Below are 23,298 nucleotides of genomic sequence, written 5' to 3' on the forward strand. Positions count from 1 at the left end.
CCGACCTGGAGGGAAACGCCCAGAAAAATATTCGCATTCAGTTTCTTATATTTGCAAACGCAATTTAAAGAAGAATATAAATTATGGCAAAAGGACCCGAAAAAAACACCAAAAACAAGGCTTTGCATACCAAATTGCTAAATCGAAAAAAGGCTAAACTTCAGGAGGAGAAAAAAGCACAAGCATTACGTTTGAAAGCTTTGGTTGCCAAAATGAATGAAAAAAAGAATACTGACGAATCAGATGTCATATAAATCAGATTGTATTTCTTTTCTGTTTTAATTTAACTGAAATTTGCACTAATAATCTAAACATAAAACAAGATGGAATTCGGTAGAATAATAGTTTCTGAAACGGCAATGAACAGTGAGAATCTTCAAGATGTAATTCACTCTAATATTTCGGTAATTAACTTAATGCGTGAAGAAGGTATTGATGATGATTTGATTCATGAGGATGCTTTGATGAGTTATTATTTAGATTATTATACCTCACAATGTACTGAAGGGAATTTTGCTCAATTTGTATATAATTCGAGTTGGAATGCTGAGTTAAACGAACTTATAGAAGAAGGTTTGGCATTACTTGGTGCCGAAAAACATTTGGAATTATTCCAACAGCAAAGCAAGAAAGTAAAATTGATGAGTAGTGTAAAACTCAATAAATTCCTGAAAGGAAAACTAGAAGGAGTGAACCCAATAAGAGACTTGCTGAACAATGATACTTTTTATGAAATAGAAGAAAATCTGGTTACGCTTAATGCTAACTTTTTAAAATCACATCCAGATTTAGAAGTTCTTTCGGTAGATGATATGTTTGCTACTTTGGAGGAATTTGTTGGGCACGAGATTAAAAGGGCTTAAAAAAAAGGCTTTTAGGTTCAGAGTAGCAAAGGTTCAGAGATTGGGTTTGTGATTAGAAAGATTCAAGATTCAAGAAGAAAGAGGATTTTGACTAAACGGTGTGATTCTTTGATTCTACTCAGGAGGGCAGACGATTGCGTAATAATTTCCTCTTAATAAGTAAGAAATTACCTTTCGCTAGAAACTTTGTCCCATTCTTAGGAAACATTTCCTTAAATTTGCTTCCTTAATATATAAAAATACAATAGTTACAAAATTTAAGCTATGTTACAAATCGCATTTATTAGAGAAAATCAGGAGAAAGTAATCAACGCTTTGGCAAAACGAAATATCGATGCCAAAAGTGCTGTTGAAGAAGTGGTGCAACTAGATGAAAAACGTCGTGCAACTCAAGTTGAGTTGGATAGCATTTTGTCTGAATCTAATAAATTATCCAAAGATATTGGCGAATTGATGAAAGCGGGTGAGAAATCTAAAGCTGCAATCTTAAAAGAGAAAACTGTTATATTAAAAGAAAAAAGTAAAGAGTTAGCCGATAAAGCCGATGTTTTGGCACAGGACTTAACTCAAAAACTATATACATTACCAAATCTTCCGGCAGATATTGTGCCTGCAGGAAAAACTCCCGAAGAGAACTTAAATGTTTTCGAAGAAGGTGAAATACCAGTTTTGCATGAAGGTGCGCAACCACATTGGGACTTGGTAAAGAAATATGACATTATCGATTTTGAGCTTGGAGTAAAAATAGCTGGTGCCGGATTTCCTGTTTATAAAGGAAAAGGAGCCAGATTACAACGTGCCTTAATCAATTATTTTTTAGATAAAAATACTGCTGCAGGATATAACGAAGTACAAGTGCCTCACTTGGTAAACGAAGCTTCTGGATATGGAACAGGACAATTGCCGGATAAAGAAGGACAAATGTATCACTCGACTATTGATGATTTATATTTAATCCCAACTGCCGAAGTTCCTGTGACGAATTTATTCCGTGACGTTATTTTAAGCGAAAGTGAATTACCGGTTTTATATACTGCCTATACCCCTTGTTTCCGTCGTGAAGCGGGTTCTTATGGAGCACATGTACGTGGATTAAACCGTTTGCACCAATTTGACAAAGTCGAAATTGTACGTGTGGAGCATCCGGATAATTCATATAAAGCGCTTGACGGAATGGTGGAGCATATTAAAAATATTTTGCAGGAACTAAAATTACCATACCGAATTTTACGTTTGTGTGGTGGTGATATGGGTTTCACAGCAGCATTGACATATGATTTTGAAGTTTTCTCTACAGCACAAGATCGTTGGTTAGAAATTAGTTCAGTTTCTAACTTCGAAACTTTTCAAGCGAATCGTTTGAAATTGCGTTTTAAAGACAAAGACGGGAAAAATCAATTGGCGCATACATTAAACGGAAGTTCATTGGCTTTGCCAAGAGTACTTGCCGGAATTCTTGAAAATTACCAAACACCAGAAGGAATCGTAATTCCAGAAGTATTACGTCCATACTGCGGGTTTGATATTATAGACTAATTTTTTTAGTAAACAGTAACAGTATTTAGTACCAGTTGCAGTTTTTAGTTTCCAGATGGTGACCGAAAACTGCGACTGAATACTGTCACTGCAACTGAAAACTACAATTAAAAAATCGAAGATGAAAAAGCTCTTTCTATTTATTACTTTATCATTCTCGCTATTTACATTTGCCCAAAATGAGCAATTAGCGCAATATTATTACGATAAAGGAGATTTTGAAAAAGCAAAAATCAGCTATCAGCAATTGTTAGATGGTAATCCTTCGAATACACAATATTTTTATCGAACTATAGATTGTTATCAGCAATTACAACAGTTTGATACAGCCGAAAAAGTTATTCAGACCCGTTTTAATAAGTTCAAACAAGGTACTGTTTTAATCGAATTGGGATATAATTTTCAGCTACAAAAAAATGATGCCAAAGCCAAAACTTACTACGATCAGGCTTTGGATAAAATCTCGGCAAATCCCAACGAAGTATTTGGTATTGCCAATTCTTTTGAGAAAAAAGTATTACTCGAATATGCTTTAAAGGCATATCAGCTGGCAACCAAAATTCAGCCTACTTTTAATTTCAATTTTCAAATAGGTTTGTTGTACGGACAAATGGGTAAAACCGATATGATGATCGAAACTTTACTGACAGAGTCATATGCCAATAAGCAAAATACAGCATTGATTCAGAGTCAATTGTCCCGTTTTATGGCCGATGAAGCCGATACAACGTTTAATGATGCATTGCGAAAATCCCTTATTTTAAGAACTCAAAAAGATCAGGATGTTTTTTGGAATCATTACTTGAGTTGGTTTTATGTGCAGCAAAAAGAATTTGGAAAAGCATTTATACAGGAAAAAGCTATTTATAAGCGTGATCCGGGATCGCTTTCGAGCATTGTAAATTTAGCCCAGTTTGCTATAGATGATGATAATACCGAGGCAGCACAGGAAATTTTAGCTTTCGTTTTGGAGAATACAAAAGACTTGGATTTGCTTGTACAGGCAAACACTTATTTGTATAAGATAAAAATCGAGAAAGCAACCGAAAAAGAATATCCTGTAATAAATACAGCACTTACAGGATTATTAACAACGTATGGGATAAGTCCATTTACTTTATCGTTGCAATTAATTCAGGCACATTTTCTAGCTTTTGACTTAAAAAAACCGGAAGAAGCCAAAGCTATTGTAAAGAACGCACTCGATTTACAACTGAATGATTATCAAGAAGCACAGACAAAAATGGAATTGGCTGATATTTTGCTTTTCGAAGGAAAATTCAATCAGGCGTTATTGTATTATTCACAAATAGAATTGGACTTAAAAAATGATGTTATTGCTCACGAAGCGAGTTTGAAAGCAGCAAAAACAAGTTACTTTAAAACTGATTTTGCATGGGCTTTGAAACAATTTAAAGAGCTTAAATCGGCTAATACACAGTTAATTGCAAATGATGCTTTGGAGTATTTTTTATTGATAAATGACAATACTGTTGCCGATTCGACACAAACAGCCTTAAAGGAATTTGCTAAAGGAGATTATCTGATATATCAAAATAGAAACCAAGATGCAATAGTCCAATTTCAAAATATATTAAAAACTTTTAAGGGACAAGAAATAGAAGCCGTAACTTTGCTGCGATTAGGACAAATTTACGAAGACCTGGGAGATTATAATTCGGCTTTAAGCCAATATCAATTGATTATCGACCAGCATAGTGACGGGATTTATATTGATGAAGCATTGTTCTTTTCGGCAGAAATTTACAATAAGAAATTGCAGGATTTTGAAAAGGCAAAACCTTTATATGAGAAAGTGATTTTTAACCATCAGGATAGTATTTATTTTGTAGATGCCAGAAAGAGATACAGGGAATTGCGAGGCGATACTAATTTATAGGTAGGTTTAATAGGTTAACCGATTAGCCGAAAAAACGATTAAACAGATAAAAATGATTATTTACAACATCACCACAAACATACATGAAAGTGTGCATGACCAATGGTTGAATTGGATGCAACAAAAACATATTCCTGAAATTTTAGCAACAGGGAAATTTTCATCAGCAAGAATTGTAAAGGTTTTAGTAGATGAAGAAATGGGCGGGATTACTTATTCTGTTCAATATGTAACCGATAGCAAGGAAACATTAGAGAGATATTACCTTGAGGATGAACCGGCTTTTAACCAGGAAGCGTTGCGATTATTTGCAGATAAGATGCTTTCTTTCCGAACAGAATTAGAATTTATTTCAGATCATTAATTATTAGGAGTATCCAGTTTTAATTATCAGTTGAAAAACTTTGATTGAAGATTTTGGATATTCAATACATAAAAAAAATAAAGCTTTTCATCTTTACGTCTTTGCGTGAAAAAATATAAAAAATGGAAAAAGTAAAAGCCAAAAAACATCTCGGACAACATTTCCTGAAAGATGAAAGCATTGCTAAGGCAATCGCAGATACGTTAAGTTTAAAAGGGTATGATGAGGTTCTGGAAATTGGACCGGGAATGGGTGTGCTGACTAAATATTTGTTGGAAAAACCAATCAATACTTATGTTATCGAAATTGATACAGAATCGGTAACGTATCTGGATGAAAATTACCCAAAATTAAAAGATAAAATTATTTCAAAAGATTTTTTGAAGTACGACATAAATGAAGTTTTCGAGAAGAAGCAGTTTGCTATAATCGGGAATTTCCCATACAATATTTCTACTCAGATTGTTTTTAAAACATTAGAATATCGCAATCAGATTCCGGAATTCTCTGGAATGTTCCAGAAAGAAGTAGCACAACGTATTTGTGAAAAGAAAGGATCAAAAGCCTACGGAATACTTTCGGTTTTGGCACAGGCTTTCTATGATACGGAGTACTTGTTTACAGTAGATGAGAATGTATTTATTCCGCCCCCCAAAGTGAAATCGGGAGTTATGAAAATGACCCGAAAAGAAGATTACAGTTTGCCTTGTGGAGAAAAGTTATTTTTTACAGTAGTGAAAACAGCTTTCCAACAACGCAGGAAAACGTTACGTAACAGTTTGAAAACATTAAATTTATCAGACAAGTTAAGAGAAGACACTATCTTTGATTTGCGTCCTGAACAACTAAACGTGGCAGAATTTATAGCATTAACTCAAAAAATAGAAGCCGATGGAGTTTAAAATCAGCAAAGGTCTAATACAGGAATTAGAGAAACTCATTCAAAGTAAAGACGACAAGCAATTGGAAGTTTTATTGAATGATATTCACCATGCTGATATTGCCGAAATTCTGGATGAACTAGATTTCGATGAAGCAACGTATATATTTAAAGTATTAGATAGCGAAAAAACCGCAGAGATTCTTCTGGAGTTAGAAGATGATTTGCGTGAGAATATATTGAGCAGGCTTTCGCCAAAAGAGATCGCCGAGGAGCTTGATGAATTAGAGACGAATGATGCTGCCGATATTATTGGTGAATTATCGAAAGATAGAAAAGCCGAAGTAATATCTGAGCTTCAGGACGTAGAACATGCCAAAGGTATTGTTGATTTATTACGTTATGCCGAGAATACTGCAGGGGGAATCATGCACAAAGAGTTGGTAAAAGTCAATGAAAATTGGAACGTACTTACTTGTGTGAAAGAAATGAGAATTCAGGCAGAGAATATTTCGAGAGTACACTCTATTTATGTAGTCGATGATGAGGATAGATTAAAGGGGCGTTTGTCTTTAAAAGATCTATTGACGACTTCTACAAAAACTCCGATTAGTGAGGTTTATATTAAAAAACTGCATTACGTAGATGTAGGAACTCCCGATGTTGAGGTAGGACGTATCATGGAAAAATACGATTTGGAAGCAATTCCTGTTGTAGATGAACTGGGGCGTTTGGTAGGTCGCATTACAATCGATGACGTTATCGATGTTATAAAAGATGAAATAGAGAAAAGAGATACAGAGGATATCCAAAAATTTGGAGGTTTGGAAGCGCTTGAATTGCCGTATGTACAAACTCGCCTTTTCGAAATGGTTAAAAAAAGAGCTACTTGGTTGGTGGTTTTATTCATTGGAGAAATGTTTACAGCATCTGCAATGGGATTTTTTGAAGGAGAAATAGAGAAAGCAGTAGTCTTGGCTTTATTTGTTCCGCTGATTATCTCGAGTGGAGGTAATTCGGGTTCACAAGCTGCAACACTTATTATTCGTGCTATGGCATTGAAAGAATTAACCCTGAAAGACTGGTGGTATGTAATGAAAAAAGAAATTGCATCAGGATTTTTACTAGGATCTATATTAGGAATAGTAGGTTTTATCAGGATTATGATATGGCAAAAATCAGGATTGTATGAATATGGAATCCATTGGTTTTTTGTAGCAATGACTGTTTCTATTTCCTTATTATTTATTGTATTGTGGGGAACACTCTCAGGCTCAATGATACCATTTTTATTGAAGAGACTTAAACTGGATCCAGCAACTTCATCGGCACCATTTGTAGCTACATTGGTGGATGTAACGGGATTGGTTATTTATTTTTCTATAGCATCCTTGTTATTAAAAGGGAAGTTATTGTAAAGATTAAGATATTCTAAATATAATTAACCACTATATTTTGTCACATTGGAGTCTTTTTTAAGATTCAAAACTATTAAACCAAAACAACCAAAAAACTATAAATTACAACTAGAATGAAAGTACACATAATAGGAGGAGGGAATCTTGGGGTTTCTATAGCCTTAGGAATTGCAAAATTTTCACAAAAAAACGAAGTTACTATTACCAGAAGGAATACTGCCAGTATTTTATATTTACAGGAATTGGGTATTACAGTATCATCAGATAATAAACATAATATACAAGAAGCAGATCTTATTATTCTAACAATAAAGCCATATCAGGTTGATACGGTTCTTGCTGAGATTCTTCCCGTAATTTCTAATAAAACTATTGCTTCGGCTGTGAGTGGTTTGGCGATAGATTCACTTCAGAATAAAACGAATCAAGAACATCATGTGGTGCGAATTATGCCAAATATTGCAGCGCAATTTGGAGAATCGGCTACGTGTATTTCATTTAGTGAAAAAGACAGAGCACAAGCTTTGCCAGTGGTAACTTTATTTGAAGATTTAGGTACTGCTCCAATTATTGACGAAAAATTAATGGATGCGGCGACTGTTTTAGGAGCTTGCGGAACTGCGTATGCATTGCGATATATTCGTGCTTCGATGCAAGCAGGAATCGAAATAGGATTTGATTCTCAAACAGCATTAGCTATAGCGGCACAAACTGTAAAAGGAGCAGCCAAAATGTTGCTGGAAGAAAAAGTACATCCAGAACAATTAATCGATCGGGTTACAACACCACAAGGTTGTACAATAGTTGGCTTGAACGAAATGGAACACAATGGTTTTAGTTCGTCATTAATTAAAGGAATCAAGACTTCTTTAAAGCAAATTAAAGGATAGTTTTAAAAAAACAAAAAAAGGACTTTCGGTTTATGAAACTGAAAGTCCTTTTTTTGTTTTTTAAGTATTCTTGATGCGTTTTTTTAAAGTGAATTTTAGCCAGATGAACCCCAGTAATCCTGCAATAAATGAAGCAAGCAAAATGGCTATTTTGGAAAAATTAATCACTTCGGGGTCTTTAAAAGCAAGTAAGGTTATAAAGATGGACATCGTGAATCCGATTCCGCCCAGCATTCCGGCACCAATAACGTAAGACCATTTTAAATCTTTTGGTAAGGTGCAGATTCCTAATGTAGCGCCTAGGAAAGCAAATAATGCTATTCCTAATGGTTTTCCAACTACCAATCCTAAAATGATTCCTAATGTATTTGGGTGACTTAATCCTTCATGCCAATCTGAGTTTATGGCAATACAGGTATTGGCAAGAGCAAATAGAGGTAGGATAAAAAACGCAACTGGTTTGTGTAAAAAGTGTTGTAGTTTATAAGAAGATGTTTTCTTGCCTCCATCTCCAAACGGAATAACAAAAGCCAATAAAACACCAGTTATAGTAGCATGAACGCCAGAATTAAGCATAAAATACCACATGATAACTCCACCAATTAAATAAACATAAAGATTGTGGACTTTCATTCTATTAAAAATAAATAATATGCCTAAAACAGCAAAAGCAAGAGCTAAATTTAAAAAGGATATAGTTGTTGTATAAAATAAAGCAATAACTACGATAGCGCCTAAATCATCGATTACGGCAAGAGCAGTAAGGAATACTTTAAGCGAGGAAGGAACTTTATTCCCTAAAAGAGATAAAATACCAATAGCAAAAGCAATGTCGGTTGCCATTGGGATTCCTGCTCCGTTTTGGGTAGCAGTTCCAAAATTTAATAATAAAAATATTCCAGCAGGAATTAACATTCCACCCAAAGCACCAAAAATGGGTAATGAGGCATTCTTTATGCTAGTTAGTTCGCCCTGATAAATTTCGCGTTCCAGTTCTAATCCTATCAAAAGGAAAAAAATAGTCATCAAACCATCATTAATCCAATGTGTTATAGAATGATGCCCAATATTGGTTTCCCAAAAAGCAATATAATCAGTTTGGAATATAGAGTTGGCAAGAAAAAGAGAAAGAATAGTTACGAAAAGTAAGATGAGACCTCCAGATTTTTCACTTTTAAAAAAGGCTTTAAACGTTTTTGTTAATTTCATTATTTGTTTTTTGTGTTATTATTCTAGAGCAAGTTCTACTGCTTTTTGGGCATGAATTGCTGCCGTATTAAATAATTTGGTTGTAGTATATTCGTTGGTTACTAATAACTCAATCTCAGTACAACCCAATATAATTCCTTCGGCTCCTTTATGAATTAAATCGGTTATTATATCTAAAAAAATGGTTCTGGAATCATCACGTATTATCCCTTTTACCAATTCTTCATATATTATTCTATGAACCTCAAGTCTTTGCTCTGGGTTAGGAATAATGGTTTCAATTTTATACTTATCTAGTAAACGACCTTTAAAGAAATCTTGCTCCATGGTAAAAGAAGTTCCTAGTAATCCTATTTTTTTAAAATTTTCAGCATTAATCTTTTCGGCGGTTGCATCGACAATATGCACTAAAGGAATTGATATGCCTTTTTCTATTTCATCAGATAGTTTATGCATAGTGTTTGTGCATAATATAATAAAATTGGCTCCGGCTTTTTCCAGTTGTTGAGCTGCATCAACCATTAATAATCCTAATTTGTCCCATTCACCTTCTTTTTGCAAAGTTGCAATTTCATTAAAATCTACAGAGTACATTATAGATTTACAAGAATGAACACCGCCTAGTTTTTCTTGAACAGTTCTGTTTATTATTTGATAATATAAAGTAGAACTTTCCCATGACATGCCTCCAAGCAGTCCAATTGTTTTCATAAAAACCGTGTTTATGCGAATTTACACAATTATTGGCGAATTATTTTGGTTAAAACCAAAACCCATATTTTTTTTGTTACTTTGTTTGTCTAATTTAAGTTATAATTTCATGTCAATTAAAGTTTTACATATCGATAGTAATAATCCAATTCTTTGGAAGCAATTAGAAGAAGCTGGGTTTGAAAATCATGCCGATTTTACTTCTACAAAAGAAGAAATAGAAGCCAAAATTCAGGATTATCAAGGAATTGTGATTAGAAGTCGCTTTAAAATTGACAAACAGTTTATAGATAAAGCAACAAATTTGCAATTTATAGCACGAGTTGGTGCAGGACTGGAAAGCATCGATTGTGATTATGCCCTTTCTAAAAATATTGAACTAATTGCTGCTCCCGAAGGAAACCGTAACGCAGTTGCGGAGCATACATTAGGAATGATTCTTTCACTTTTTAATAAATTGAATCTTGCCGATAGTGAGATTCGTTCAGGACATTGGAACAGAGAAAGTAACAGAGGATATGAACTTGATGGTAAGACAGTAGGAATTATTGGTTATGGAAATATGGGTAAAGCATTTGCAAAAAAGCTGAGAGGTTTTGATGTGGAAGTTCTGTGTTATGACATTCAGGATAATGTTGGAGACAATAATGCCAAACAAGTTTCATTACAAGAGTTGCAGGAAAAAACAGATGTTTTGAGTTTGCATATTCCGTGGACTCCAGAAACAGATAAAATGGTCGATGCTGCATTTATTAATGCATTTAAAAAGCCAATATGGATAATTAATACCTCGAGAGGAAAGAATATTGTTACTGCCGATCTGGTTGCAGCAATGCAATCGAATAAAGTATTGGGTGCTGGTTTGGATGTATTGGAATATGAGAAATTATCTTTCGAAACACTTTTTCAGGATAAAGACACTCCAGAGGCATTTCAATATTTATTAGATGGTCGAAAAGTGATTTTAACACCGCATATTGCAGGTTGGACATTTGAGAGTCATGAGCGCTTAGCGCAAGTAATCGTTGATAAAATTAAAGCATTGTATTCTTAAATAAAAAATTTAAGACTAAATTGTGAATTTTCTCAATAAAATTTCTATTTTTATTCATTATAAACTATTAATTAATAAAAATGGAAAACTCAAAACCAGAAGAGACGAACAACTCACAAATTATCAAACCGGAGAATAAAAAAGTACTTGCAGGAGTTCTTGCAATTGTATTAGGAGGTTTAGGTGTTCATAAATTTATTTTAGGATATACCAAAGAAGGAATTATTCAGCTAGTTATCGGAGTTGTAACTTGTGGTGCTGGTGGAATAATTGGACTTGTAGAAGGGATAATTTATCTTACCAAAACCGATGAAGAGTTTTATCAAACGTATCAGGTAGGAAAGAAGGGTTGGTTTTAAGATATAAAATCTCGATGTTTCGAGATTTTTTTTTGCCTTTAAAATTTGATTTTAATACTGTAAAATTAAAAATAACACAAGAAAGTTTTTTCTTATAATTTTAATATATTTGCAAAAAATGGAGGAACCGAAAATCCATAAATAGAGTAGGGACTAATCAATAATTAACATTTTATAATGGATTCACAAAAAGTTGATATGTTCATGATGATGAACGCAAAATATTTTGAAGGACATCATTTAAGTACAATCAGAGAAAAACTTTTAAGCTTAGACGAAAGTCAATGGCAAAGATTACAATTAACTCAATTTAAAGACCCAACAACAGCTTTGTTGATTTCTATTTTTGCAGGAGCTTACGGAATCGACCGTTTTTATATTGGTGATACAGGAATGGGAGTAGGAAAGTTACTTACTTGTGGAGGCTTTATGATTTGGGCTATTGTGGATTGGTTTTTAATTCAGGGAGCTACTAAAGAAAAAAATGCAACTGCATTTAATAATGCATTTTTGTAAAATATGACAAAAAACAAGCTTTATACACTAATTTTAATTGCTTGTTTTTTAGGGTATAGTTGGTTATTCTTTTTTGATTTTGTATCACATTCACATTCAGATCAAGATTTTACAGTGTGTCTTTTTAAAAGAATAACCACCATCCCTTGTCCTTCTTGTGGAACTACGCGAGCTGTTGATAGTTTTTTTAAAGGAAAAATACTCACCTCTTTATATCTAAATCCTTTTGGAATTATTGTAGCAGGAATAATGCTTATTGCTCCGGGCTGGATTGCGTTTGATTACTTCACAAAAAGACAATCTTTTTACGATTTCTACATTAAAATAGAAAAAATAATTAAGACAAAAAAAATTGCAATCCTGTTGATTATTTTAGTTATTATCAATTGGATCTGGAATATATACAAACAAATATGACCGCATTAAATAAGTTTAATTACAAACCTTATGATAGTGAGTTGGAAAGAGCATCAAATAGTTATTTGATGTCGCTTGTTGCTGTACTAGGAGGTTTGCCATTGCCAATTATGAATTTATTGGCATCAGTTTTCTTTTACCTCGGGAATAGAAAAAGTACAGCTTTTGTCAAATGGCATTGTACGCAGGCATTACTGGCACAACTCGGAATGTTTTTCTTTAATACAGTAGGTTTTTGGTGGACAATTTCGATTGTTTTTAAGGATGGACAGTTTACCAATACATATATCGCATATATGATAACGATAATAAGCTTTAATCTCGTTGAGTTTATTTTTACATTGTATTTGGCGAGCGAGACTCGAAAAGGGAATCATATCGAAATATATTTTTTCGCCGATATTACTAATTTAATTTGCAAGACCAATGAAAACACTATTTAGAGGGCTAGCCATCGTAGGAGCCTTTTTTTGTATATGGTTTTTATTAGCACAAATAGATTATATCACTTTCTTTAAAATTGATAAAGCCAAAAGCGCTACCGAAAAAAGTGTTGGTGATATGATTTGGGATCAAATTAAAAATACCGAGGATATAATAGTAAATGATTCAATTACCAATACATTGGATAAATTACTTAAACCATTATGCAAAGAAAATGGTATAGTACGCGATAGTCTTAAAGTACATATTATTAAAAAAGATGAGGTAAATGCTTTTGCTTTACCAGACGGTCATTTAGTAGTGTATTCCGGATTGATCGAAGCTTTAAAAAATGAACAGGCATTAATTGGTGTTTTAGGCCATGAAATTGCTCATATCGAGAATGATCATGTGATGAAGAAGCTGTCTAAAGAAATTGGCTTTTCTGTTTTAATGTCTATCACAACAGGAAATAATAACGGAAGCGTAATTAGAGAAGTAATGCATACGTTGTCTTCTACAGCTTATGATCGTTCTCTCGAAAAAGAAGCCGATATTACGAGTGTAAAATATATGCTTAAAGCAAAAGTAGATCCTAAACCATTTGCAGATTTCTTGTATGATATGTCTTTTGATAAAAAGATAGAAAGTGCATTGTCATGGGTAAGTTCACATCCAGAGTCTGAGGCAAGAGCCAAATATGTTTTGGAATATATAAAAGGTAAAAAACTACAAAATAAGACCATATTATCTCAAAAAGAATGGGAAGATTTCAAAGAAGAGGTAGCTGATTATAAAAAATAATATTATTCGTCTTTTATTAATTAAACAATAATTCAGGAAAACAAAAATCCCGTTTCAATTATTTTGAAACGGGATTTTTGTTTGTATAGGCTATAGAAGTTAATCTTCTTTCTCGGCTAGTTTTCTTTCTAATTCTATTTGGAATTCTTCGATAACCGGTTTCATGGTGCTTTCTGGAATATCGGCAATACGAATGTACATTAAACCGTCGATAGCATTATTAAATAAAGGGTCGACATTAAAAGCAACAACACGCGCATTTTGCTTGATGTATTTTTTAATTAAAACTGGTAAACGTAAATTTCCTGGTTCTAATTCGTCAATAATTTTGTCGAATTTATTTAAATCCGATTCGGCTTCATCAAAGATAAAATCTTTATCGGCATCTTTTAGTTTTACTTTATATGCTTTTTTAGGATGAATATATTGCGCAATATAAGGATCATAATAATTCGATTTCATAAACTCAATCATCAACGATTTTGAGAAATCAGAGAATTGATTGCTGATACTTACACCACCAAGCAAATATTTATGCTCAGGATAACGCAATGTTGTGTGGATGATTCCTTTCCATAATAAGAAAAGAGGCATAGGTTTCTGTTGGTATTCCTTAATGATAAACGCACGACCCATTTCGATCGATTTATGCATCATATCATGAAGTTCAGGTTCGAATCTAAAAAGGTCATTCAGGTAAAAACCATCCATTCCATATTTAGGATAAATCTCAGATCCTAATCCCATGCGGTAAGCACCGGATATTTTCTTGGCATCATCATCCCATAAAAACATATGGTGATAGTACTGATCGTATTTATCGATGTCGATAGGCTCATTTGTTCCTTCACCAACTTCACGGAAGGTGATTTCGCGTAAGCGTCCAATTTCATGTAGTATATTCGGAATGTTTTTCGCTTCTGCAAAAAATACTTCGTAGTTTTTACTCTGTAATAATCTACAATCTGTATTTCTTAAAATTTCAACCTCGGCATTTATCTTGTTTCCATTTGCAGGAGTAACAATTTCCTTAGGACTTCTAGGTATTTTTAAGTTGGCAGTATCTAGCAATTTATGTTCCTTCTCAAAAGGATTTGCCAGCATGTATGTTTTCTTTCTTAAGAACTCAGAGTACTCTTCAAAAGATTCAATTTCATTTTGCTCGTTAACCGAAATTGGTTTTCCAACACGTACCTTAATAACACGGTCTTTTTGAGTAAGTAATTCCGATGGTAATTTTGCTGTACGCAAAGTGTCATCTATTTTAGAAAGCCAATAGAATAATTTGCTGTTTTTTGCATGGAAATAAATAGGAACAACAGGAACTTTGGCTTTTCTGATTAATTTAATCGCGCCTTCTTCCCAAGGTTTGTCTACTACTAATTTCCCGTCTTTATAAGTCGAAACTTCTCCTGCAGGAAAAATCCCCAAAGGTTTTCCGTCGCTTAAATGACGAAATGTTTCCTTAATTCCTACCACACTCGATTTGGCATCCTTATGATTTTCAAAAGGATTTACAGGCATGATGTATTTTTTTAACGGAACAATACGATGCAACAGGAAGTTGGCAATAATTTTAAAATTAGGCTCTCTTTCAAGCATTAATTTTAATAATAATATACCATCAATACCACCAAGCGGATGGTTTGAAATCGTAATATAAGCACCGTCTTTAGGCAATCGTTTTAAATCTTCTTCAGGAATTTCGAATTTTATCTGTAAATCATCAAGAACTCCATTTAAAAAAGAAAGATCTTCTAAATGTTTATTTCTATCGTAAACCTTGTTCAAGGTCGATATTTTTAGCACCTTCATAAGGACCCAGCCAGAAAAAGTACCTAAAACCCCGTACTTGTCAACATTTATTGCCTTGGCAACTTCTTTCGCGGTAACTAAACCCATGTACAATTTGTTTTTTTAGAGCAGGAAACAAAGATAACAAAAAACTCTACTTTTCCTTATTTCTTATTCAAACTTTCCTCTTTTTTATTACATTTGAAATACATAAAACAAAATGTAATGAAAATTATTTCTTATAACGTAAATGGAATTCGTGCTGCAATTTCAAAAGGATTTATCGATTGGTTACAACATGCAAATCCGGATGTTATTTGTCTTCAGGAAATTAAAGCGACAGAAGATCAAATTCCGGTAGACGATATTGCCAAAGCAGGTTACCCATATCAGTATTATTATCCCGCTACAAAAAAAGGATATAGCGGTGTAGCAATCCTTTCAAAAATAAAACCAAATAACGTTGTGTATGGAACTGGAATTCAGCACATGGATTTCGAGGGAAGAAACCTTCGCGCAGATTTCGATGCCTGTTCCGTAATGAGTTTGTACCTTCCATCAGGGACAAATATCCAGCGATTAGACCATAAATTTATGTTCATGGATGACTTCCAGACCTATATTAATGAGCTTAAAAAAACAATTCCCAATCTTATTATTTGTGGCGATTATAACATTTGTCACGAAGCAATAGATATTCACGATCCAGTACGTAATAAAACAGTTTCAGGATTTTTACCAGCCGAACGTTCTTGGTTAGATGGTTTCATGAAAACAGGATTCATAGACAGCTTCCGTCATTTTAATAAAGAGCCACACAATTATTCTTGGTGGAGTTACCGCGCTGGAGCAAGAGGCAATAATAAAGGATGGAGAATCGATTATAACTTAGTTAGCGACACCTTACAACACAAACTAAAACGTGCCGTTATATTACCAGATGCAGTACATTCTGACCATTGCCCGGTTTTAGTCGAAATCGAAGATTAATGGTATCATTATTGTTAGATATACACAAGATTTAAGCATACTCCAGAGTAGTATTTTATTTAGGAGCTGTTTCCTGCTTTCCGCTATAATCTTTATGTTTTTAAAGAAAAAACATAAAGGATTTTCGCTATAATCAGGGCTAGAAATCGTGCTAATACCAATAATAAAAAAGAATAAGAAATCTCAAATAATAAACACCACAAACAAAATGATTAAAAAAGCTTCAATCGGATTATTGATACTTGCGCTTACAACATCGTGTGTATCCAAAAAAATATACAACGATCTGGAAACGAAATTTGCCGATTTAAAAAAAGAAAATCGTTCAATCTCCGATGAAAATGCCGAATTGCTAAAAGCAAAAAATCAATTAGAGTTAGACCGAGACGGATTAAATAAAAGTCTTAGTGCTACCAAAGCCGAATTAGAAAAACAAAAAGCCGATTATGCAGCTGCACAAAACAAATTCAAAGTTTTGCAAGACTCCTATAATGCGCTAGAAAAAAATAGTGACGAGGCTTTAAAAAGCAACATGAATAAAAATCGTGAGTTACTAGAACAACTAGAAGCCAAAGGAAAAGCATTAGCTGCAGAACAAGCACGTTTAGATAAAACATCAAAAAGATTAGACGAACTAGAATCGATGATAGCTGCTAAAGAAGCTGCTATGAAAAAGCTAAAAGAAACCTTATCAAAAGCCCTAAACGGATTTGAAGGAAAAGGATTGACAGTAGAACAAAAGAACGGAAAAGTATATGTTTCTATGGAAAACAAATTGCTTTTTAATTCAGGAAGTTGGACAGTAGGAACCGAAGGTAAAAAAGCTGTTGTAGAACTAGGGAAAGTATTAGGAGATAATCCAGATCTTTCGGTACTAATCGAAGGACATACAGATGATGATCCATATGTAGGTTCAGGAGTAATTACAAACAACTGGGATTTATCGACCAAAAGAGCAACGGCAATTGTAGCAATCTTGAGCGAAAACAGTAAGATCAATAAACAAAAATTAACCGCTGCGGGACGTGGAGAATTCTCACCATTGGCAAGCAACGCAACTCCTGAAGGAAAAGCTAAAAACCGTAGAATCGAAATCATCCTAACACCAAGATTAGATGAAATCGCCGAAATGCTAAATAGTATTAACTAGGTGAGGTGCTAAGGTTCTAAGAAACAAAGGTTCAAAGGTTACACTTTGGGCCTTTTTTCTTTTCTGGTTATCCTGTAAGGTCTTTTTTTACCTTTTATAGCGTATTTACTCAATTTTATTTTCAATCAGTGGCGAGAAAATTAACCGCAAAGAGAGCGCAAAGAGTTACGCAAGGTTCGCAAAGTTTTTGAATCTATTTAATCATTTAAATTCTATCTAACTATTTTTAAGTTACTGATAAACAAGTCCCAGAGGGACGTTATGTTTATAGAAATTTTGAATATTCACATTTCAATAAACCCCATTGGGGTGACATCTTTAGCAATCAGATAATAAACATAGATACCGCTCCGCTGGAGCTTTAACTCAATCAACGTATATAATGGCTATAAATATTACGCTCCTCTGGAGCTTTTAAAAACAAAAACAAGGATTTTCCTTTCCTATTTAAGTTAGCAACTCTTTGTCAAAGTCCCAAAACCACTTTCTTGAAATCTGTGGCAAGAAATAAAACGAACACTTTTATATTTTATCAAATAGATTAGAGCTTAGTCAATGACTTTTAGTTTTTTTGTAACTTTGTCATTATAAATACAATAATTATGGGACTTCCAGAATTAAAAGATAAAATAAGACTTCAATTAGATTTAGCCGATGAGCGAGTACTTCGTATTGTCTCTTCTGTCTTTGACAATTACTTAAATGAAATTGTTTCGTATGATTCAAAAGGAAACCCATTAGAGTTATCCGAATATCATAATAAAGTTGAAGAAGGATTGGACGATGTAAAATATGGTCGAATAATTTCACAAGAAAACTTGAATAAAGAAATGAAAAATTGGGATAATGAGTAATCCTAGTTTTGATGTTTTTTGGACTAATAAAGCAAAAGAAGACTTAAAGGATATTTATTATTCCTTAAAAGGAAAGATTTCTTTAGAATCAGCTCAAAAAATAAGAGATGAGTTGTTTGATAGTCCAAATAAAATTGTTTTTTCAGAGCAATTTCAATTAGATGAGTACAGATTAGACTGTAGAAGAATCATTGTAAGAAACTATAAATTATTATATCAGATTAAAGATAATTCTGTTTTTATAATTAGAGTTTTTAATACATTTCAAAATCCATTAAAAAGTTTGAAATAGATAAATCCGATAAAATAAGATTAACATAAAAAGGTTTAGAGTTTTTTAACTTTGAACCTTTTTCTTTTGAAATATTGCTTTGTACCTTTGAAGCTTATTCGTGAAAAGCTATTAAAAGCTTAGAATCTTAGTAACTCAGCACCTTAGAACCTTAAAGAAAAATGAAATACACTACAATTCCCAATACCGATATTAAAGTAAGTAAAATAAATCTTGGTACGATGACTTTTGGTCAACAAAACACCGAAGCCGAAGGACATGCTCAAATGGATTATGCACTGGAACGAGGCGTTAATTTTTTTGATACTGCCGAGATGTATTCTATTCCTGCAAGTAAAGAAACTTACGGAAGCACAGAAAAAATTATAGGAACATGGTTTAAAAAATCAGGAAAAAGAGAAGATGTGGTTTTGGCAACCAAAATTGCTGGGCCAAATGATAACTTTGGTTATATGCGTGAGAAAATTGATTTCTCGCCAGCAAGTTTAAAATATGCATTAGACCATAGTTTACAAAGATTACAAACCGATTACGTAGATATATACCAATTGCATTGGCCAGAACGAAAAACAAATTGTTTTGGACAACGTGGTCTTAAACTTCAGGATGACGCTTGGGAAGATAATATCCACGAAGTTCTACAAACTCTGGATGGTTTTATAAAAGAAGGTAAGATTAAACATGTAGGACTTTCTAATGAAAATCCTTGGGGTATTATGCGTTTTCTAGAAGAGAACAAATACAATAATTTACCAAGAGTTAAAACAATCCAAAATCCATATTCATTATTAAACCGCCTTTTCGAGAATGCTTCTGTTGAGGTTTGTATGCGAGAAAATGTTGGATTATTAGCGTATTCGCCAATGGCATTTGGGGTATTATCTGGTAAATTCTTATCAGGAGAAAAACATCCAAACTCAAGACTTAATTTGTTCCCACAATATACAAGATATAGTAGTGAGCAAAGTACTAAAGCAGCGCGTATGTATCAGGAAATTGCTAATAAACATGGTTTAAATTTTGCACAAATGTCGTTGGCTTTTGTTAATCAGCAACCATTTGTAACAAGTACTATTATAGGAGCCACTACAATGGAACAATTAAAAGAAAATATAGATTCTATTAATATCACATTATCAGACGAAGTTATTGCCGATATCAATGCAGTTCATGCTATAATCCCGGATCCGGCACCTTAGTTAGGCTCAGTTTACAGTTTCAGTTTACAGTTTCAATAGCTGTAAACATTGCGAACTTTGCAGTTAATTTTCTACCACAGACAATAAAAACAAAAATCCCGATACATTTAAACACGTATCGGGATTTGTTTTTTAGAAGGTTTTTATAAATTTAATACCTGATCTTTAGGATATCTTACTTTATAACTAATTCTGAATTTCTTCACTTCATTAGGCTTCATTTGTAATTGCCAAGTCAGGATTCCAGTTTCGGCGTTTACTTTGGCGCCATCACTTTGTAACAATTCCACTTCGATTTCTTTATTGGTAGTCAAAGGATATTGGTCTTTTAACAGAAGTTCAACAGCTTCTTTTTTGTTGTTTCTTACTGTGATATCATAAGTAAAAGTTTGTTCTTTTTTTGAAGATAAAAACTTAGTTCCCGATTTGTCGGCTACTTTTTCACGTTTTATAGATACTTTCTTATCACGACCCATACTTAAGTTTAGTGTATCACTAGTTTGGTTTGGCTCAATAAAAGTTTTCCCTACGTACATGCCTTCAAAAATAATATTGGCCTCACCTCTCAATAAATTGTATTTGCTATAATCTGCAATTTCAGCAAGAAGGAAAGCTTCGTTTTCTACTCTTGGCGCAGCATAATATTTATATGATGACGGTAATTTTATTTCTTTTAGAGAAACACTATGTACTTTTCCGTTAGATAAAATATCATAAGGAATATCAATATCAAAAGAAACATTAAGTTGGTTTTCTGCCACAGTAGTATAGTCAGAAATGGATGATTTTTTCATTGCTCTTGGGGCTTGAACTACAACTTCTTGTAATGTATTATCCTCAGCAACTCTTCCTTGCAGCTGATTCATTACACTTTTTTGTTGGTAGCCATATACCGTTTGAACAATATTATTGTTTCTCAAAAACCAAGAACTTAGTATCGGCGCTTGATTATTCTGGTTAGGATAACCACTAGATAAAGTAAGTTTTACTTTTTTCCAATCAATGCCCGTATTCTGGATTACTTGAGCTTTGTACATCATGTTAATAGGCGAGGTAACACTTTCGGCACGTAGGTCATAGAACGGAGTCCAGGTAGCATTATTTGTTAAGTACGAAATATCCAATGGCACAGCTCCAGCAACTTCATTCATAACCTGAACAATTAATTTTCCTGATGAGGTTTTCTCTTCTTTGCTAGTATCAACTTCGAGTTTGTTATTTAGTTTTTGAAGCGTTTCATTAAGCTTTTGTTGTTTCTCAGAAAGAGCATTAATGGTATTGGCAATTTCTAGTTGTTTGTTCTTATAGTAATCGACCATTTTCATTAATTCAGTTACATTCAAACCTGAATTCACACCAGAAATTTGTTGATTTTTATCTAAAAGCTGAATCGTTTTTGTTTCAGAATTTATCGTGTTATTTACTTTTTGGAGTTCTTTCTGAACTAAAACAATACTATCTCTTACTCTTTTTAGCGCAGGAGATTTAGTGTCTATTTCATATTCTGAAATATAATTATTGGTAAACTGAACCGAAAGCACCGTTACTGTCGATGGAGTTCCTATTTGTATAGAATTCTCGTTTAAGTCTACGGCAACATTTTTTATTACAATTTCGCTTGTTCCTAACGGAAGAGTAGCGCTTGCAGTTTGCGAAATTTCGGCAGCATTAAAGTATACCGTTGCAGCTTTTACTTTTGCGGTTGTAAAGATTGGCTTTTGCGCAAATGCAATTGTACCAATCAATAATAAAGCGGATGTTACTATTTTTTTTATCATGAGTTTAATATTTTAAATTGTTTGTTTAGGGGGAATAGGGATTACAAATAACGAAAATTTGAATGGGTTTTTAATAGTAGATAACGAGAATGATTTTCTTTTTAGAGTTATCAATTATGTCTTCAACTACACCAAAAAACTTTTCATTTACCATCGGACATCCATAACTGTTGCAAATAGGATTTATTTGTTCTTCAAAAGGGACATCTTTATATTTATGCAAAACCACATTTCTATCAAAAGCATTATCGTTGGTCTTGTCCAACCCGTATAACTTGTATGCTTTCCCAAAAGTGCCATTATACGAATACCCAATCGAGTATTTTCCTAACGAGGTAGAAAGTGAATTTTTTACGTTGCTAAATTTTAGCTTTCCAGGTATTCCAGTTTCTGAGCCAGAACCATGACCAACCAATCCTTTGTTAATTAGTTTATCGTTTTTTAAATCATATATAAAAAAGCGTTTCTTACCAGATGCAATTCCCATATCGATAAAAAAGCCAACTTCGGTATTGTATTTTGAAGATGCATTTACAAACTTTTTAACCTCGTTTATCTGGTTTGTCAGTTTTTCTTTCGATGAAGATTTAGAACTAGGTAATTTGATGTTTTCTTCTTTATGTATGCATTTAAAACTAACACAAAAAACTCCTATAAAAATCAAAAAGAAGATACTCTTTTTCATGTTTTTAAATAATTGATTCTTTATCACTGTATTTATTTTTCAACAGTATATCCTTTAACTTTTGCAAAAGCAACAATCGATGTGTTTATGGCATTACCCAAATCATCTTGTTTCTTTGTTTTTTTTGCTTCAGTATCTATATATTCTTGACGTTTTTTGGCAAGTTCGCCAATTTCCTTTTGAATATTTTCTCTTTCTTTGGTTTTTTGTGCAACAATTACGTTTAATTCGGCAGTAGATTTATTCTGAAGTTCAGCAGGTAATTCTTCCTTTTTTATTTTCGAAATAGCCGTAGCATCATCTTTTACTTTATCGACCAAATCCCAACTATCGTTTTTATAAACCGCTTTGGATTTACTCACAGCGCGTTCGGCATAATTTGATGCAGAAACTTTTTGAGCATTTTTATCCTGCATTTCCTGATTCATTTTTTTCTCAGAACCTTTTGAGCCATAACCAATGTAGGTTTTGTTGATTTTTTCGTTGCATTTTGTAATTTCAACATCATACGGAGTTACGATATAACGTACCGATTGGTTAGAATCGATATTAAAATATTTCCCTTTTCCATAATCAGCACCATCTTTCCATAATTCATTTATGCCTTGAGTTTTATCGCCACAATAAATAGTATTTACATAAATGTCATTTTTTAAGGCATTACTAATAGCTTCCTTATAATTAATTCCGCCTTGATTAAATTCTTCGTTTCCTGCAATATAAATTAGTTTCATATTGTTGTTGTCCTTTGCCCATTTTAATTGTTTGGTTGCATCCTGAATCACCGCACCGCAGTATTCATTACCGCCATTGGTGCTTAGAGAAAACAGTTTTTCAGAAATCAAATCTAAATCTGTCGAAAGTGGCGCTATTTGTCGGATATAATTAGATTGTTTAGACAAACCATCATTACCATATTCATACAAAGCAATCTCGATATCGGGATTCTGCCCTTTGTATTTTAAAGTTGTTAAAGTGTTTACAATATTCCAAAGCCTAGATTTTGCCTGATCAATTAAACCATCCATACTACTAGAAGTATCTAATAATAATGCAACTTGTATTTTGGTCTTTTCCGCTGTTATCGGTTTTTCAATTTCAGTATTCTTTTTAATATTTACATTAGTATGATTGCTATTTGCAAAAGTGAATGTAGTTGCTAAAAGCGCTGAGATAAGCATTGATGTTTTCATGATTTCCTATGTTTTAGAT

Annotated in this window: 25 protein-coding genes; 19 read left to right on the forward strand and 6 right to left on the reverse strand. The window is 33.2% G+C overall.

All coding sequences use genetic code 11. From position 1 onward, the window contains the following. The first annotated feature begins 83 nt into the window (after window positions 1-83). The 8 genes from OIU83_RS08310 (at window position 84) to proC (ending at window position 7,851) form a co-directional block, all read left to right on the forward strand. Window positions 84-254, forward strand: coding sequence for a hypothetical protein (locus OIU83_RS08310; RefSeq protein ID WP_264205786.1), 171 nt, complete (start codon window positions 84-86; stop codon window positions 252-254). A 69-nt stretch (window positions 255-323) separates the two neighbouring features. Continuing rightward, entirely contained in the window at window positions 324-863 is a 540-nt protein-coding gene (locus tag OIU83_RS08315) for a DMP19 family protein (protein ID WP_264205787.1), read from the forward strand. Between the two features lie 264 nt (window positions 864-1,127). Beyond that, on the forward strand, window positions 1,128-2,399 hold the full coding sequence (gene serS, locus OIU83_RS08320) for a serine--tRNA ligase (protein ID WP_264205788.1): 1,272 nt from the start codon (window positions 1,128-1,130) through the stop codon (window positions 2,397-2,399). Between the two features lie 121 nt (window positions 2,400-2,520). Next, window positions 2,521-4,299 carry a tetratricopeptide repeat protein gene (locus OIU83_RS08325; RefSeq protein WP_264205789.1) on the forward strand — a complete coding sequence of 593 codons (1,779 nt, stop codon included), beginning with the start codon at window positions 2,521-2,523 and terminating at the stop codon, window positions 4,297-4,299. Between the two features lie 52 nt (window positions 4,300-4,351). Then, window positions 4,352-4,663 carry a DUF4286 family protein gene (locus tag OIU83_RS08330; RefSeq protein ID WP_264205790.1) on the forward strand — a complete coding sequence of 104 codons (312 nt, stop codon included), beginning with the start codon at window positions 4,352-4,354 and terminating at the stop codon, window positions 4,661-4,663. A 122-nt stretch (window positions 4,664-4,785) separates the two neighbouring features. Next, window positions 4,786-5,565 (forward strand): 16S rRNA (adenine(1518)-N(6)/adenine(1519)-N(6))-dimethyltransferase RsmA, encoded by a 780-nt coding sequence (gene rsmA / locus OIU83_RS08335; protein WP_264205791.1) that lies wholly within the window; start codon window positions 4,786-4,788, stop codon window positions 5,563-5,565. Then, entirely contained in the window at window positions 5,555-6,961 is a 1,407-nt protein-coding gene (gene mgtE, locus OIU83_RS08340) for a magnesium transporter (RefSeq protein WP_264205792.1), read from the forward strand. The genes rsmA and mgtE overlap by 11 nt, the downstream gene beginning before the upstream one ends. A 113-nt stretch (window positions 6,962-7,074) precedes the next feature. Then, window positions 7,075-7,851, forward strand: coding sequence for a pyrroline-5-carboxylate reductase (proC, locus tag OIU83_RS08345; protein ID WP_264205793.1), 777 nt, complete (start codon window positions 7,075-7,077; stop codon window positions 7,849-7,851). Window positions 7,852-7,911: 60 nt separating this feature from the next. Here proC and nhaA read toward each other — a convergent pair whose 3' ends face one another. Continuing rightward, window positions 7,912-9,060 carry a Na+/H+ antiporter NhaA gene (gene nhaA, locus OIU83_RS08350; protein WP_264205794.1) on the reverse strand — a complete coding sequence of 383 codons (1,149 nt, stop codon included), beginning with the start codon at window positions 9,058-9,060 and terminating at the stop codon, window positions 7,912-7,914. Between the two features lie 18 nt (window positions 9,061-9,078). After that, a complete protein-coding gene (locus OIU83_RS08355) occupies window positions 9,079-9,771 on the reverse strand; it encodes an aspartate/glutamate racemase family protein (protein WP_264205795.1) in 693 nt (230 codons plus the stop codon). 109 nt (window positions 9,772-9,880) lie between these two features. On the opposite strand from OIU83_RS08355, the gene OIU83_RS08360 reads away from it, so the two are divergent. From OIU83_RS08360 to OIU83_RS08385, 6 genes are all read left to right on the forward strand, one after another. Next, window positions 9,881-10,825 (forward strand): 2-hydroxyacid dehydrogenase, encoded by a 945-nt coding sequence (locus tag OIU83_RS08360; RefSeq protein WP_264205796.1) that lies wholly within the window; start codon window positions 9,881-9,883, stop codon window positions 10,823-10,825. Window positions 10,826-10,905: 80 nt separating this feature from the next. Then, a complete protein-coding gene (locus OIU83_RS08365; protein WP_264205797.1) occupies window positions 10,906-11,184 on the forward strand; it encodes a TM2 domain-containing protein in 279 nt (92 codons plus the stop codon). Between the two features lie 177 nt (window positions 11,185-11,361). Beyond that, the gene (locus tag OIU83_RS08370; protein WP_264205798.1) at window positions 11,362-11,700 is read left to right on the forward strand and encodes a TM2 domain-containing protein; all 339 of its coding nucleotides are present in this window, start codon (window positions 11,362-11,364) and stop codon (window positions 11,698-11,700) included. Window positions 11,701-11,703: 3 nt separating this feature from the next. Next, window positions 11,704-12,117 carry a DUF2752 domain-containing protein gene (locus tag OIU83_RS08375; RefSeq protein ID WP_264205799.1) on the forward strand — a complete coding sequence of 138 codons (414 nt, stop codon included), beginning with the start codon at window positions 11,704-11,706 and terminating at the stop codon, window positions 12,115-12,117. After that, the gene (locus OIU83_RS08380) at window positions 12,114-12,560 is read left to right on the forward strand and encodes a hypothetical protein (RefSeq protein WP_264205800.1); all 447 of its coding nucleotides are present in this window, start codon (window positions 12,114-12,116) and stop codon (window positions 12,558-12,560) included. The genes OIU83_RS08375 and OIU83_RS08380 overlap by 4 nt, the downstream gene beginning before the upstream one ends. Then, a complete protein-coding gene (locus OIU83_RS08385; protein WP_264205801.1) occupies window positions 12,544-13,344 on the forward strand; it encodes a M48 family metallopeptidase in 801 nt (266 codons plus the stop codon). The genes OIU83_RS08380 and OIU83_RS08385 overlap by 17 nt, the downstream gene beginning before the upstream one ends. A 99-nt stretch (window positions 13,345-13,443) precedes the next feature. Here the strand turns inward: OIU83_RS08385 and OIU83_RS08390 are convergent, their stop codons facing one another. Beyond that, window positions 13,444-15,246 carry a lysophospholipid acyltransferase family protein gene (locus OIU83_RS08390; RefSeq protein ID WP_264205802.1) on the reverse strand — a complete coding sequence of 601 codons (1,803 nt, stop codon included), beginning with the start codon at window positions 15,244-15,246 and terminating at the stop codon, window positions 13,444-13,446. Window positions 15,247-15,363: 117 nt separating this feature from the next. On the opposite strand from OIU83_RS08390, the gene OIU83_RS08395 reads away from it, so the two are divergent. The 5 genes from OIU83_RS08395 (at window position 15,364) to OIU83_RS08415 (ending at window position 19,623) form a co-directional block, all read left to right on the forward strand. Then, window positions 15,364-16,128, forward strand: coding sequence for an exodeoxyribonuclease III (locus OIU83_RS08395; RefSeq protein WP_264205803.1), 765 nt, complete (start codon window positions 15,364-15,366; stop codon window positions 16,126-16,128). A gap of 208 nt (window positions 16,129-16,336) precedes the next feature. Then, complete coding sequence (locus tag OIU83_RS08400; protein ID WP_264205804.1) at window positions 16,337-17,278, forward strand: OmpA/MotB family protein; 942 nt, start codon at window positions 16,337-16,339, stop codon at window positions 17,276-17,278. Between the two features lie 602 nt (window positions 17,279-17,880). Further along, complete coding sequence (locus OIU83_RS08405; protein WP_264205805.1) at window positions 17,881-18,132, forward strand: hypothetical protein; 252 nt, start codon at window positions 17,881-17,883, stop codon at window positions 18,130-18,132. Continuing rightward, window positions 18,125-18,424, forward strand: coding sequence for a type II toxin-antitoxin system RelE/ParE family toxin (locus OIU83_RS08410; protein ID WP_264205806.1), 300 nt, complete (start codon window positions 18,125-18,127; stop codon window positions 18,422-18,424). Before OIU83_RS08405 ends, OIU83_RS08410 begins: the two co-directional genes overlap by 8 nt. Window positions 18,425-18,585: 161 nt before the next feature. Next, complete coding sequence (locus tag OIU83_RS08415) at window positions 18,586-19,623, forward strand: NADP(H)-dependent aldo-keto reductase (RefSeq protein ID WP_264205807.1); 1,038 nt, start codon at window positions 18,586-18,588, stop codon at window positions 19,621-19,623. 143 nt (window positions 19,624-19,766) lie between these two features. Here OIU83_RS08415 and OIU83_RS08420 read toward each other — a convergent pair whose 3' ends face one another. The 3 genes from OIU83_RS08420 to OIU83_RS08430 form a co-directional block, all read right to left on the reverse strand. Beyond that, entirely contained in the window at window positions 19,767-21,401 is a 1,635-nt protein-coding gene (locus OIU83_RS08420) for a DUF4139 domain-containing protein (RefSeq protein ID WP_264205808.1), read from the reverse strand. A 70-nt stretch (window positions 21,402-21,471) separates the two neighbouring features. After that, on the reverse strand, window positions 21,472-22,086 hold the full coding sequence (locus OIU83_RS08425) for a murein L,D-transpeptidase catalytic domain family protein (protein WP_264205809.1): 615 nt from the start codon (window positions 22,084-22,086) through the stop codon (window positions 21,472-21,474). A gap of 32 nt (window positions 22,087-22,118) precedes the next feature. Beyond that, the gene (locus OIU83_RS08430) at window positions 22,119-23,279 is read right to left on the reverse strand and encodes a vWA domain-containing protein (protein ID WP_264205810.1); all 1,161 of its coding nucleotides are present in this window, start codon (window positions 23,277-23,279) and stop codon (window positions 22,119-22,121) included. Window positions 23,280-23,298: the final 19 nt, after the last annotated feature.

The sequence above is a fragment of the Flavobacterium shii genome, assembly GCF_025847235.1.
GTDB lineage: Bacteria > Bacteroidota > Bacteroidia > Flavobacteriales > Flavobacteriaceae > Flavobacterium > Flavobacterium shii.

Excerpts from the sequence above, each read along its gene's own strand:
- OIU83_RS08310 (WP_264205786.1), top strand. The coding sequence starts at position 84 with ATGGCAAAAGGACCCGAAAAAAACACCAAAAACAAGGCTTTGCATACC.
- OIU83_RS08315 (WP_264205787.1), top strand. The coding sequence starts at position 324 with ATGGAATTCGGTAGAATAATAGTTTCTGAAACGGCAATGAACAGTGAG.
- serS (WP_264205788.1), top strand. The coding sequence starts at position 1,128 with ATGTTACAAATCGCATTTATTAGAGAAAATCAGGAGAAAGTAATCAAC.
- OIU83_RS08325 (WP_264205789.1), top strand. The coding sequence starts at position 2,521 with ATGAAAAAGCTCTTTCTATTTATTACTTTATCATTCTCGCTATTTACA.
- OIU83_RS08330 (WP_264205790.1), top strand. The coding sequence starts at position 4,352 with ATGATTATTTACAACATCACCACAAACATACATGAAAGTGTGCATGAC.
- rsmA (WP_264205791.1), top strand. The coding sequence starts at position 4,786 with ATGGAAAAAGTAAAAGCCAAAAAACATCTCGGACAACATTTCCTGAAA.
- mgtE (WP_264205792.1), top strand. The coding sequence starts at position 5,555 with ATGGAGTTTAAAATCAGCAAAGGTCTAATACAGGAATTAGAGAAACTC.
- proC (WP_264205793.1), top strand. The coding sequence starts at position 7,075 with ATGAAAGTACACATAATAGGAGGAGGGAATCTTGGGGTTTCTATAGCC.
- nhaA (WP_264205794.1), bottom strand. The coding sequence starts at position 9,060 with ATGAAATTAACAAAAACGTTTAAAGCCTTTTTTAAAAGTGAAAAATCT.
- OIU83_RS08355 (WP_264205795.1), bottom strand. The coding sequence starts at position 9,771 with ATGAAAACAATTGGACTGCTTGGAGGCATGTCATGGGAAAGTTCTACT.
- OIU83_RS08360 (WP_264205796.1), top strand. The coding sequence starts at position 9,881 with ATGTCAATTAAAGTTTTACATATCGATAGTAATAATCCAATTCTTTGG.
- OIU83_RS08365 (WP_264205797.1), top strand. The coding sequence starts at position 10,906 with ATGGAAAACTCAAAACCAGAAGAGACGAACAACTCACAAATTATCAAA.
- OIU83_RS08370 (WP_264205798.1), top strand. The coding sequence starts at position 11,362 with ATGGATTCACAAAAAGTTGATATGTTCATGATGATGAACGCAAAATAT.
- OIU83_RS08375 (WP_264205799.1), top strand. The coding sequence starts at position 11,704 with ATGACAAAAAACAAGCTTTATACACTAATTTTAATTGCTTGTTTTTTA.
- OIU83_RS08380 (WP_264205800.1), top strand. The coding sequence starts at position 12,114 with ATGACCGCATTAAATAAGTTTAATTACAAACCTTATGATAGTGAGTTG.
- OIU83_RS08385 (WP_264205801.1), top strand. The coding sequence starts at position 12,544 with ATGAAAACACTATTTAGAGGGCTAGCCATCGTAGGAGCCTTTTTTTGT.
- OIU83_RS08390 (WP_264205802.1), bottom strand. The coding sequence starts at position 15,246 with ATGGGTTTAGTTACCGCGAAAGAAGTTGCCAAGGCAATAAATGTTGAC.
- OIU83_RS08395 (WP_264205803.1), top strand. The coding sequence starts at position 15,364 with ATGAAAATTATTTCTTATAACGTAAATGGAATTCGTGCTGCAATTTCA.
- OIU83_RS08400 (WP_264205804.1), top strand. The coding sequence starts at position 16,337 with ATGATTAAAAAAGCTTCAATCGGATTATTGATACTTGCGCTTACAACA.
- OIU83_RS08405 (WP_264205805.1), top strand. The coding sequence starts at position 17,881 with ATGGGACTTCCAGAATTAAAAGATAAAATAAGACTTCAATTAGATTTA.
- OIU83_RS08410 (WP_264205806.1), top strand. The coding sequence starts at position 18,125 with ATGAGTAATCCTAGTTTTGATGTTTTTTGGACTAATAAAGCAAAAGAA.
- OIU83_RS08415 (WP_264205807.1), top strand. The coding sequence starts at position 18,586 with ATGAAATACACTACAATTCCCAATACCGATATTAAAGTAAGTAAAATA.
- OIU83_RS08420 (WP_264205808.1), bottom strand. The coding sequence starts at position 21,401 with ATGATAAAAAAAATAGTAACATCCGCTTTATTATTGATTGGTACAATT.
- OIU83_RS08425 (WP_264205809.1), bottom strand. The coding sequence starts at position 22,086 with ATGAAAAAGAGTATCTTCTTTTTGATTTTTATAGGAGTTTTTTGTGTT.
- OIU83_RS08430 (WP_264205810.1), bottom strand. The coding sequence starts at position 23,279 with ATGAAAACATCAATGCTTATCTCAGCGCTTTTAGCAACTACATTCACT.